We start from the raw sequence: 12030 nt of genomic DNA on the forward strand, positions 1-12030 counted from the left end.
CATCACGCCTCGGCGATCGCCTTCTCGACGGTCACGAGCAGGTTCGGCGCCTCCGCGGCCGGCAGGCCGCCGCCCTGGGCCAGGTCGGGGCTGCCACCGCCCCTCCCGGAGAAGGCCGCCTTCACCAGATCCGAGGCGGCCAGGCCCCGGGAGCGGGCCGCCTGGTTCACGGCGACCACCAGCGACGCCTTGCCGTTGTTGCGGGCCGCCACGGCCACCACCGCCGGCCGCGCCGGGTCGATCTTGCCGCGGATCTCCTGGGCGAGGGTCCGCACGTCGTTGCCGGCCGCGCCCTCGGGCGCCTCGGTGCCGACGTACGCGACCCCGCGCACGTCCCGGGCCTGGGCCGCGAGCGCCCCGGCCCCGCCCAGCACCAGCTGGGCCCGCAGCTTCTCCAACTCCTTCTCGGCGTCGCGCAGCTGGGTGACGGTCTGCTCCACCCGGTCGGCCACCTGGTCGGACGGCACCCGGTAGAGCTCCGCGAGACGGGAGACCAGCAGGTGCTCGCGGGCCAGGAAGTTGAACGCGTCCATCCCGACCAGCGCCTCGACCCGGCGTACGCCCGAGCCGATGGACGACTCGGAGAGGATCTTCACGAGACCCAGCTGCGCGGACCGGGCCACGTGGGTGCCGCCGCACAGCTCGCGGGCGTAGTCACCGACCTCGACGACCCGCACCTGCTCGCCGTACTTCTCGCCGAACAGCGCCATCGCCCCGATCCGGCGCGCCTCCTCCAGCGAGGTGATGAAGGCGTGCACCTCCAGGTCGGCCAGGAGCACCTCGTTGACCTGCTGCTCCACGTCACGCAGGACGCTCGGCGCCACTCCGGTCGGGGTGTTGAAGTCGAAGCGCAGCCGGCCCGGCGCGTTCAGCGACCCGGCCTGCGTGGCCGACTCGCCGAGGAAGTTGCGCATGGTCTGGTGCACCAGGTGCGTGGCCGTGTGCGAGCGGGAGATGGCCCGCCGCCGGCTCGTGTCGATCTCGGCGAAGCCGGTCTCGCCGGGGCGCACCTCGCCCCGGACCACCCGCGCACGGTGCACGATGAGGCCGGGCACCGGCTGCTGGACGTCGAACACCTCCAGCTGGCCGCCGCCCACGGTGATGAGCCCCTGGTCGGGCTGCTGACCGCCGCCCTCCGCGTAGAACGGGGTGGTGTCGAGCACCAGCTCGACCGTCTCCCCCTCGACCGCGCCGCCCAGCGGGCCGGCCGCGCCGAGCAGCGCCCGGATCCGCGCCTCGCGGGACACCTCGCTGTAGCCGGTGAACTCCACCGGGCCGCCCGCGTCGAGCACCGCCCGGTACGCGGACAGGTCCGTGTGCCCCGTCTTGCGCGCCTGCGCGTCCGCCTTCGCCCGGGCCCGCTGGTCGGCCATCAGCCGGCGGAAGCCCTCCGCGTCCACCTGGAGGCCCTGCTCGGCCGCGATCTCCAGGGTGAGGTCGATCGGGAAGCCGTACGTGTCGTGCAGCTGGAACGCCTTCTCGCCGGAGAGCGAGCTGCCCCCGGCGGTGCGGGTCTCGGCGATCGCCGCGTCGAGGATCGTGGTGCCGGCCCGCAGCGTGGACAGGAACGCGTCCTCCTCGGCGTACGCGTAGTCGGCGATCCGGTCGAAGTCGGCGGCCAGCTCCGGGTAGGACGGCGCCATGCAGTCCCGGGCCACCGGCAGCAGCTCGGGCAGCGCCCGGTCCTGCCAGCCGAGCAGCCGCACGGCGCGGATCGCGCGGCGCATGATGCGGCGCAGCACGTAGCCGCGCCCCTCGTTCGACGGGGTCACCCCGTCGCCGATGAGCATGAGCGCGGTGCGCACGTGGTCGGCCACGACCCGCAGCCGCACGTCGTCCGGGTGCGACTCGCTCGCGACGTGGCTCGGGTTGGCGCCGTACCGCTTGCCGGTCAGCTCGGCCGCCCGGTCCAGGATCGGCCGGACCTCGTCGATCTCGTAGAGGTTGTCGACGCCCTGCAGGATCGAGGCCATCCGCTCCAGGCCCATGCCGGTGTCGATGTTCTTCGCCGGCAGCTCGCCGAGGATCGGGTAGTCCTCCTTCGTGGTGCCCGGGCCCCGCTCGTACTGCATGAAGACGAGGTTCCAGAACTCCATGTAGCGGTCCTCGTCGACCGCCGGGCCGCCCTCGCGCCCGTACTCCGGGCCGCGGTCGTAGAAGAGCTCCGAGCAGGGGCCGCACGGGCCGGGGATGCCCATCGACCAGAAGTTGTCCGCCTTGCCGCGGCGCACGATCCGCTCGGCCGGCACGCCCACCGAGCGCCAGATCTCGAAGGCCTCGTCGTCGTCGAGGTAGACCGTCGGCCAGATCCGCTCCGGGTCGAGGCCGAATCCGCCCTCGGACTGCGGCTTGGTGACCAGGTCCCAGGCGAGCGGGATCGCCCCGGCCTTGAAGTAGTCACCGAAGGAGAAGTTGCCGTTCATCTGGAAGAACGTGCCGTGCCGGCTGGTCTTGCCGACCTCGTCGATGTCCGGGGTGCGGATGCACTTCTGGACGCTGACCGCCCGCTTGTACGGCGGGGTCTGCTGACCCAGGAAGTACGGGACGAACTGCACCATGCCGGCGTTGACGAACAGCAGGTTCGGGTCGCTGATGGCGGGCAGCGGAGCGGACGGCACCACGGCATGGCCGTTGGCCTCGAAATGCGCGAGGTAGCGCCGCTTGATCTCCGCCGTCTTCATCGCTGGTGTTCCTCCGGAAAGATCTCTCGGTCGCCGATCCGCGGATCCTCCCGCAGGTCGGCGAACTGGTCGTCGAACGCCTCGCCCTGGGCGAACGCCTGGTGGATCTCCTGCTCGCGTTCGGCCATCCCGACCCGGACGTCCTCCACGAAGCTACGCAGCGACTCGACCAGACCGCCAGCAGATTGCGACAACGTGCTCGCGATGCCGGCCGGCGTGTACGACTGCGCCGTGCGGGTGGCCTTGCGGACCACCACGACACCGACGGCCAGCCCCACACCCAGCCAGAACAAGCGTCTCATGTTCCTCTGCACCTCCTGGTCGCGGCCGGCGGGTCAGCGGTCGCGGCGACGGGCGGCCCGCCGCTGCTGCTTCATGGCGTCGCGCACCTCACGCTCGGTCTCGGCGTGCCGGCGCGCCGCGGCCGCCCGGCGTACGCCGTAGCCGAACGCCGCCACCTTGACCAGCGGGTTCGCCGCCGCGGCCGAGACCACGGCGACGAGGTTGGCGACGTTGGCCGTGACGTTCTGGGCGTGACCGGTCATCGTGTCGACCTTCGCCAGCTGGAGGTTGACGCCGTCGAGGGAGGTCTGCACCTGCTCCAGCGTGGTGTTGACGTTCTTCACGGTGGTGTTCACGTCACCGAGCAGCGGACCCGTCCGGTCGTTCAGGTCGTTGATCATCCGGGTGGTGGCGTCCACGGTGTGCCGCAGCCGCAGGATGGGCAGGGTCAGGATCAACACCAGCATCGCGAACGCGATCGCCGCGATCAGCGCCGCGATCTCCAAAATGCCCACGCCTGTCCTCCTCAAGCAACCTTCAACCGAACCGGACGTTCCCGCCACCGCGCGACCGTCGTACCCACACCGCCGCTCGACGACCGTCACCGGTCAGCGGGAGCAGGCGGGCCTGCCAGCCCCAGACCCTACCGTCCGTGATGGAAATCGGCTCACGACGGTGACGGTGTCGGGTCGCCCAGCGGGTCACCGGTCAGTGACGACAACGGATCGCCGGTGAGTGACGGATCAGTGCTGGGCAGTGGCCGGGTCCGCTCGTCGTCGATCGCGTTGCGGACCTTCACCGACACCAACGAGCCGGTGCACGTCCCCGCAGCGGCCGACGGATCGGGCGACGGCACGATGGCCGGTTCACCGTCGACCGGCGGCGGCACGCAGGCCGGCTCGCGTACCCACAGGTCGAGCGTCAGCTCGTCCTTGCGCCAGCAGGTGTAGCTGCCCTTCTGCTCCTCCTCCGGGCACCTCGCGACCTTCCACGACCGCCACCCGTCCTGTCGCAGCGCGTCCTGGAACACCTTCGCGGTCTCCTCCGGCGGCCGCTCCGACGTGATGGTGCGCTCGCGCAGCCGGCACTCGACGAGGCACCAGCGGCTGCCGCTGACGTCGTCGACGATCTTCACCTCCGCCCAGGCCGGCACCTCCAGCGCGTCGAGGGAGTCGAAGACCGGGTCGCGGCTGAGCGTACGGAAGCCGAAGTAGAGCGGGACGGCGCCGAGCAGGAGCAGGCTGACGAGCGCCAGCACGCCCATCCGCAGCCGGCGGCGCTCGCGCATCTGCCGGCGCAGCTCGGAGCGGGCACCCCGCAGGCCACCGGCGGAGGCGGCGGCCTTCCCGTCACTCCCGTCGCCCTCGTCGGCGGCCCGGCGCAGCGGCGGCGCCTCCGGCGGTTCGTGCGCCGGCGCGTCCGGTGCGGCCGGTGGTGCGACGGCAGCGGCGGCCCGGGCGACCACCGGCGGCTCCGCGGTGGGGATCGGCGACACACCGGACGGTTCGGGGCGGCCCGCGTCCCGCTGCGGCGGCAGCGCGCGGCCGGCGATCCGGTCCTCGGCGGGCGGGCGGGCGACGGCGCGTGCCGCCGCGACGGGGCCGGTCGGGGGCGGTCCCGTCACGGGCCGGCCCGGCTCGTCGGGTGCGGGCGGGCGGCCCACGCCGTCCGGGCCCCGCTCGGCGTCGGGGCGGGCCGCGCCTCGGACCGGCGCGTCCGGCCGGGCAGCGCCCCGGGCGTGGCCGTCGACACCGGGCCGGGCCGCACCACGCGCGGGACCGGCCGGGATATCCGGGACGGGTCCGGTGCCGGGCTCGGCCGGCGGGCGGGCGGCGCCACGCGCCGGACCGGCCGGAACCTCCGGGCCGGGGCCCGTCACGGGATCCGCCGGCGGGCGGGCCGCACCACGCGCCGGACCGGCCGGAACCTCCGGGCCGGGGCCCGTCACGGGATCCGCCGGCGGGCGGGCCGCGCCACGCACCGGACCGGCCGGCCCTGGGCGGACCGTCGGGTCGGGGCCGGGGCGGGCCGCGCCGCGCACCGGGCCGTCCGGCGGGGTGGGGCGGCGCGGCGCGCCGGTGGGATGGCCGCCGGTGGGGTCGGCCAGCCCGTGGTCGGGGACGGCGTGCGGATCGTCGAGCGGGCGGTGCGGCCCCACGGGCCCGTGCCGGCCGGCCCGCTCGTCGCGGCCCGGCTCGGGGGCACCGTGGCGAGCGCCGGTCGGTGCCTCGGGCGCGGCGCGGCGTGGACCGGTCGTCTCTCCGGTCGGCTCCGGCCCGGCGGCGCGGGCGCCCCGGCGTCCCGTCGACCGCGGCGCGGCCTGCTCGGGAGCGGGTGGGACGAGCCCCGCGGCCGGACGCCGCCCGGTCGACCGGTTCGGCGGCGGCGCCGGTGCCGGCGTCTCCCTGTCGCGGTCGACGATCGGCAGTTTGGGGTCGGTGTGCGGCAGCCGGCCCGCCTGCCGCAGCCAGTCGGCCGGGCGCTCGGGTCGCTCGCCGCGGGACGCGCCACCCGCGTCGGTACGCCGGTGCGGGCCGGGCTCCGCCTCCTCCGCCGCCCGGCGGCGGCCCGGGACGGAACCCGCACCGTCCGGGATCGCGGGCGGAGCCTCCGCGCCGACGTGGCGGTGGGCCGCGGTGTCCGGCTCGTCCGGGGCCGCCCGTCGGCGGCGTCCACCGCCCGTGCCCCGGTCGGTCGTCGGGTCGGGCGAGGCCGGCAGCGGCGGGGCGTTGCCGCTCGCCGGCACCGGCACGTCCGGCTCCGGCGCGCGTCGGCGCCCGCCCGCGGACGGGGTCGGGTCGGTGGCGCCGGGCAGAGCCGGATCGGCCGGCCCGCGCCGGCGCGGGTTCGCCCGGCGTCCCGGCTCGGCGGCCGGGTCGGGTCGCGGTGCGCCGGCGGGCGGCAGACCGGCCGGCGGCCGGTCCGGTCCGGCGATCGGCGCGCCGGGGACGGTCGGGTCGACCGGCTGCTCCTCACGCCCACGGCCGGTGGCTCGGGCGCGACCGCCGGGCCGGCCGCCGGGCGCGTCGGTGGGCGGGGTCGGTGCCGGCCCGGCACGCCGGCCGGTCGCCTCCGGCCCGGGCGGCGGCATCGGAGGTACCCCGGCGCCGGGCGCACGGGGGTGGTCGACCGGGGCGCCCGAGGTGGGCGGCGTGCCGTACGGGCCGGCGCGGTGGGGGCCCTCCGGGTCACCGCCGGCCGGCCGGGGGCCCGAGCGGGGCCGTGGACCGGCCGGGCCGCCGGAGGTCGGCCGGGCGCCGGGGACCGGACCGGCTGGCGCACCGGAGATCGGCGGGGCACCGGGCGGCACGGCGCCGGGGACCGGACCGGCCGGAGCACCGGAGGTCGGCCGGGCGCCGCGCGGCACCGGACCGGCCGGAGCACCCGAGGTCGGCCGGGCACCGGGCGGCACGGCACCGGGAACCGGACCGGCCGGAGCACCCGAGGTCGGCCGGGCCCCGCGCGGAACGGCCGCCGCGCCGGAGACCGGCGGCGCCGGCGGACCCGCGGGACCACCCGAGGTCGGCCGGGCGCCGGGCGGGGCCGTGTGCGGATCCACCGGGCCCGAGGGGGCCGGGCGGGGGCCCGGGGCCGGCGCGGCGGCACGACGGCCGGGAGCGGCCGGGGGCACGCCCGGGGCGGTCGGAGGCACGCCGGCAGCCGGTGGTCGCGGCTCCGGGCGGCGGGCCGTCGGGGGCGGCTCGGGCGCGCCGGGCCACGGCCCCTCGACCGGGCGCGAGCGGGGCGGGTTCTCCGGGCCGGGGCGCACCGGAGGCGCGGCGGGCGGCAGCCCGGGGCCACCGGGGTGCGGCGGCGCGTCCGGGGCCGGCCGGGAGGCAGGCGTCGGGGCGCCGTGCGGCGCCGGTGGCGCGACGGGGTCCGGCGAGTCGGGCCCCAGTTCGACGCGCTGCTGCTTGGCGGTCCGCAGGTCGTCGATCCAGCCGAACTCCTCGCCGCCGGCCACGTCCTCCGGCTCGGCCTCCGCCCGGCCCCGACCCCAACGGCGGCCCTTGGCGCGGGGATCGCGCCGCTCGTCCGGGCCGTCCTCCGGTCGCTCACCACGCGATCTCACTGATGACCCTCTCCGGCGGCGTCCCTGCCGCCCTCCTCCGTCGCGCCGGCGTCACGCGAGCCCGCCGGTCGACCGCCGTTGCCCGCTGCCGGCCCCCGCCCCGCCGAGGCCATCGAGGGCTCCCGCGCGACCCGCGTCCCGTCGGCCGGCGGGTCGTTCCGTGTCCGCGGCGCCTCGTCCGACCCTGTCGACGCCGTCCCCTCGGCGGTCGGCGGACGGCTCGCCGCCGTCTCGGCCTCCTGCGGTCGGGTCGCCGGGGCGGGCAGGCCGCGCACGATCCGGCGCAGCAGGGGCAGCCGGGCGGCCACCGACCGCTCCGCGCCGTGCTGGGTGGGCTGGTAGTAGTCGGCACCCACCAGGTCGTCGGGCACGTACTGCTGGGTGACCACACCGCGCTGGTCGTCGTGGGGATAGCGGTACCCGGCCCCGTGGCCGAGCCCCCGCGCACCGGAGTAGTGGGCGTCGCGCAACGCGCGCGGCACGGGACCGCCGCGCCCGGCCCGCACGTCGGCGATCGCCGCCCCGATCGCGGTGGTCGCCGAGTTCGACTTGGGTGCCGTCGCCAGGTGGATCACCGCCTGGGCGAGGTTGAGCTGGGCCTCGGGCAGTCCCACGTACTCCACGGCGTGCGCCGCGGCGGTCGCCACGCTCAGCGCGCTCGGGTCGGCCATGCCGACGTCCTCGCTCGCGAAGATCACCAGCCGGCGGGCGATGAACCGGGCGTCCTCCCCGGCCACGAGCATCCGCGCCAGCCAGTGCAGCGCGGCGTCCACGTCCGAGCCCCGCATGCTCTTGATGAACGCGCTGACCACGTCGTAGTGCGCGTCGCCGTCGCGGTCGTAGCGCACCGCGGCCACGTCCACGGCCTGCTCGGCGGTGCTCAGGTCGATGCGCCCGGCGCCCAGCGCGGTGGCCGACGCCGCGGCGGCCTCCAGCGCGGTCAGCGCCTTGCGGACGTCGCCGGCGGCCAGCCGGACGAGGTGGTCCTCGGCGGCCGGGTCCAGGGTGAGGGCTCCGCCGAGACCCCGCTCGTCGGCGACCGCGCGGCGCAGCAGGCCGCGGACCGCCTCGTCGTTCAGCGGCTGGAGGGTGAGCAGCACGCACCGCGACAGCAGCGGCGAGATGACCGAGAAGTACGGGTTCTCCGTGGTGGCCGCCAGCAGGGTGACCGTGCGGTCCTCGACGGCGGCGAGCAGCGAGTCCTGCTGGGTCTTGCTGAACCGGTGCACCTCGTCGATGAAGAGCACCGTCTGCGGGCCGCCGCTGCGGCGCTGCCGGCGGGCCGTCTCGATCACCGCCCGGACGTCCTTGACGCCGGCGGAGAGGGCGGACATGGCGACGAACCGGCGGTCGGTGGCCCGGGCGACCAGGTGGGCGATGGTGGTCTTGCCGCTGCCCGGCGGCCCCCAGAGGATGACCGACAGGGGCGCCCCGCCGTCGACGAGCTGCCGCAGCGGTGCCCCCGGGGCGAGGAGGTGGTCCTGCCCCACCAGCTCGTCGAGGCTCGTGGGGCGCATCCGGACGGGCAGGGGCGAATCCGGCCCCACCGCCGTGAAGCCGTCGGCGCCGCCGGAACCCGCGGGGGCGCTGGGCGCCCCGGCGGGTTCGCCGAGGGTGAAGAGGGCGTCGGACTCCATCACGAGAACAGTACCGGGCCGGGCTCGCGGCGCCGGAATCGCGCCACGGCCCGACCCGTCGATGATCGGTTCCGGTCAGCCCCGCCCGGGGCGACGGCCGTAGTACCAGCGGCCGCGACCGCTGCCGCCCGGTCCCCGGCCGACCCCGGCCAGGTAGAGCGCGAGCAGCAGGAGGCCGATGAGCACGAGGGTGTTCCAGTTGAACAGGTCCGGTGCGCCGAAGTTGGTGTTCATCAGGTCGAGCAGCAGGGCGAAGCCGAAGACGATCGCCGCGAGGATGGCGAGCATGGTGGTCCTCCGGTGGGGGTGGCCAGTAGGTCGCCCGGGATGTACCCGATCGGTCCGATCGTCAATCTCCACCGTGGACGCCGAGGGCCGACCGGAGCACCCGCACGCGCGGCTCCTAGGCTGACGGCATGATCATCGCCGACCAGGTTCTGCACGGTCGGGACGCCGTCCTGGCCGCCACCGGCCGCCACCCGTACGCCCTGCACTCGCTGTGGCGCGACAGCGAGCCGCGCGCCTACCGGCGCGACGGTGCCGTGGTGTGGCTGTTGCCCCCGGGGCAGGGGCCGGCCGCGGCGGCGATCGGCGCCGCCGGACCCGCGCTGGAGGTCTGCGCGTCGCTGGTCGCCGACGGGGTGCTCACGTCCGGCGACCGGCTGAACCTGCCCCGGTTCGCGCCCGAGGAGGCGGCGGGCCGGCTGGCCGTCGCCGACCGCGCGGACTGGTACTTCCTCTGGACCACGACCCCGCCACCCCGGCAGCCGGGCGAGGAGCGGGTGGTACGGCTCGGCGAGGCCGACCATCCGGCGCTCAGCGCGCTGATCGACGAGGCCTTCCCGACCACCACCTCCCGTCCCGGTGACCCGGGGATCGTCGACTGGTACGGCATCCGCGACGGGGACCGGCTGGTGGCCTGCGGGGCGGACCGCAGCCGGGGTGACGTCGGCTTCCTCGCCGGCCTGGCCGTCGCGCCGGCCGAACGCGGGCGCGGCCTCGGCGCGGCGCTCACCGCCGGCATGGCCCGGGCGCTGTCCTCCCGCCACGGGCACGTCGCGCTCGGCGTCTACCCCACGAACGTCGGCGCGATCCGCCTCTACCGGCGGCTCGGCTTCACGAACACGCTGCACCGCACGTCCGTACGCCTCGCCTGAGCGCGCACGCGGGGCCCCTGCTCCGCCCGGAGCAGGGGCCCCGCCGCGCCTCGGTCCGGCTGCCTCAGCCGGCCGGCCCGGTCGGCTGCGCCGCCTCGGTCGGCCTTCCCGCCTCCGGCCCGGTCGGCAGGGCCGCCCCCGTCGGCCCCGCCGGCTCCGCGACGGTGGGCTCCGATGTGGCCGCGGCGGGTCCGTCCGGCGCCACTGCGGCACGCCGGTCCGCCCGCCACGCGGGCAGGTAGAGCGGCGCGGCGAGGGCGAGCACCACCGCGCCGACCAGCATGGCGGCGGTGACGCTGACCGCCTCGGCCAGTGCGGTGAGGCCCACGGCGCCGATGGCGAACCCGGGCTGGCCCATCATCGAGTTGAGCGAGATGACGCTGGTGCGGTAGGGGCCGTCGACCTGCCGGTGCAGGAGCCCCATGTGCAGCGGGTTGGACGCCCCGTGCACGGTGTAGCAGGCGAGGTAGGCGACCAGCACGCCGACCGGGCCCGCGAACAGTCCCATGCCGACCACGGTGACTCCCTGGAGGACGCGCATCAGCGCGGCGCTCGGCGCGGCGCCGAGCCGGCGCAGCAGCAGCGGGGTGAGCGCGGCGCCCGCCGCCTGGGCCAGCCACGCCGCCGAACTCGCGGGCCCGAGCAGCGACGCCGCCCGCTCCGCGCCGCCGACCACCTCGGACAGGCGGATCGGCAGCAGGGACTCGAAGGTCACCATGCCGAAGCCCCAGAACAGCTCGACGGCCACCAGCGCGAGCAGCACCCGGGACCGGCGCAGCAGCCCGACGGCCTGCCCGACCATCCGGGGCGCCTCGACGACGGACGTCCGCAGCGCGCCGCGGCCCCGGGCGGGACGGACCTCGGACAGCAGCAGGAGCAGTGCCACGAGCGCCACCGCCTGGAGCGCCACGGCCACCAGGACCGGCACGGTGAGCGCGCTGACCGGCCCGATCGGACCGAGCGCCACCAGCCCGCCGCCGATCAGCGCGCCGGCGCCGATGGCCACGCCGATGACGGTGCCCGCGTACCCGAGGCCCGCCTCGTACTTCGCGTCCGGGTCGGCGGCGAGGGTCGCGTCGACGTACCAGGACTCCAGGGGACCGCTGTCGAGCGCCCGGAAGACGCCCTGCAGGGCCCAGACCACGAAGAAGAGCGCGAACGAGTCGGCCACGCTGAACAGCAGCAGCGAGGCCAGGTTGACGATCCAGGCCACCACCAGGACCGGCCGCCGGCCGAGGGCGTCGGCGAACCCGCCCGTCGGCAGTTCGAGGGCCAGGACGACGAGGCCCTGGGCCACGGACACCAGGCCGATCTGCGACAGCGAGAGGCCGCGCTCCTGCATCAGCAGGATCATGACGGGGACCATGAGACCGGTGGGCAGCCAGCGCAGCCCGTGCAGCACGAGGAACCGGCGCCGGACCTGGCGTACGGACAGGGTGCTCATCGCTTCTCCTCCACCCGCGGGAACGCGGCCACGAAGACGTGGACGCTCTGGACGTCCGGCTCGTCGGACACCGGCTCGTGGCGGTACCGCATGAGCACCTGCCACAGCTCGTCGTTGAGCGCCCGCAGCCTCGCCGGCCCGAGGGTGAGCACCATGTCGCTCATGCCGGCGGCTTCACGCCACTCGGCCGAGTGGCCGGTGGCGACGGTCATCCACCGCTCGGCGCCCTCGACCATCAGCCGCACCTGCTCGGTCTGGATCCACTCCACCGCCGCCCGGGCGTCCGGGTCGTCGTCGAAGTCGGTGGGCTCGAAGTTGCTGATGTCGTGCGCCGCCCGCCACCACCGCTGGCGGCCGGTGCCGAGGTCGGGATCCTCGGCGACCAGCCCCACCTCGGCGAGCTGCCGCAGGTGGTAGCTGGTCGCCCCGGTGTTGGTGTCGAGCTTCTCGGCGAGCATGGTCGCCGTGGCGGGCCCGTCGACCCGCAACGTGCCGAGCAGCCGCATGCGCAGCGGATGGGCGAGGGCGCGCACCTGCCGGGCGTCGAGATGGACCTCGCGCGGGGCGGGTTCGCGGGTGTCGGGAGCGTCATGCATGCATGCACAATATCTGTGCACATAAACTGTGCACAAGAGTTGTGCATAAAGTTTGTGCATCCGTGGCCGGCGTGGATGGCGCGGGATCCTGGATCTGGCGGCCTCGGCGGCAGTGGGAGGCCCGCGCACCCCGGAGCGCGCGCGGTCGTCCGGTCTGCGCC

The 12030-nt window shown here is 76.3% G+C and carries 9 protein-coding genes; 1 reads left to right on the forward strand and 8 read right to left on the reverse strand.

Annotated elements, in window-relative coordinates; translation table 11 throughout:
• Positions 1–2: 2 nt before the first annotated feature.
• The 6 genes from alaS to OG994_RS13555 all read right to left on the reverse strand — a co-directional run bounded on the left by alaS (position 3) and on the right by OG994_RS13555 (position 8960).
• Positions 3–2681: an alanine--tRNA ligase gene (alaS, locus tag OG994_RS13530; protein ID WP_328853456.1), complete on the reverse strand. Its 2679-nt coding sequence runs from the start codon at positions 2679–2681 to the stop codon at positions 3–5.
• Positions 2678–2983: a hypothetical protein gene (locus OG994_RS13535; RefSeq protein WP_120328684.1), complete on the reverse strand. Its 306-nt coding sequence runs from the start codon at positions 2981–2983 to the stop codon at positions 2678–2680. The genes alaS and OG994_RS13535 overlap by 4 nt, the downstream gene beginning before the upstream one ends.
• A 33-nt stretch (positions 2984–3016) precedes the next feature.
• A complete protein-coding gene (locus tag OG994_RS13540) occupies positions 3017–3478 on the reverse strand; it encodes a DUF948 domain-containing protein (protein ID WP_120328685.1) in 462 nt (153 codons plus the stop codon).
• A 152-nt stretch (positions 3479–3630) separates the two neighbouring features.
• On the reverse strand, positions 3631–4251 hold the full coding sequence (locus tag OG994_RS13545) for a hypothetical protein (protein ID WP_120328891.1): 621 nt from the start codon (positions 4249–4251) through the stop codon (positions 3631–3633).
• A gap of 2780 nt (positions 4252–7031) precedes the next feature.
• Positions 7032–8672 (reverse strand): replication-associated recombination protein A, encoded by a 1641-nt coding sequence (locus OG994_RS13550; protein WP_328853457.1) that lies wholly within the window; start codon positions 8670–8672, stop codon positions 7032–7034.
• 75 nt (positions 8673–8747) lie between these two features.
• Positions 8748–8960, reverse strand: a complete 213-nt coding sequence (locus OG994_RS13555) for a hypothetical protein (RefSeq protein WP_328853458.1) — start codon at positions 8958–8960, stop codon at positions 8748–8750.
• 128 nt (positions 8961–9088) lie between these two features.
• Here OG994_RS13555 and OG994_RS13560 point away from each other — a divergent pair, with 128 nt between their 5' ends.
• A complete protein-coding gene (locus tag OG994_RS13560; RefSeq protein ID WP_328853459.1) occupies positions 9089–9829 on the forward strand; it encodes a GNAT family N-acetyltransferase in 741 nt (246 codons plus the stop codon).
• A gap of 64 nt (positions 9830–9893) precedes the next feature.
• Here the strand turns inward: OG994_RS13560 and OG994_RS13565 are convergent, their stop codons facing one another.
• Positions 9894–11273, reverse strand: coding sequence for an MFS transporter (locus OG994_RS13565; protein ID WP_328853460.1), 1380 nt, complete (start codon positions 11271–11273; stop codon positions 9894–9896).
• A complete protein-coding gene (locus OG994_RS13570) occupies positions 11270–11869 on the reverse strand; it encodes an ArsR/SmtB family transcription factor (protein WP_120328689.1) in 600 nt (199 codons plus the stop codon). Before OG994_RS13570 ends, OG994_RS13565 begins: the two co-directional genes overlap by 4 nt.
• Positions 11870–12030: the final 161 nt, after the last annotated feature.

It is taken from the genome of Micromonospora globbae (assembly GCF_036184225.1).
Taxonomy (GTDB): Bacteria; Actinomycetota; Actinomycetes; order Mycobacteriales; family Micromonosporaceae; genus Micromonospora; species Micromonospora globbae.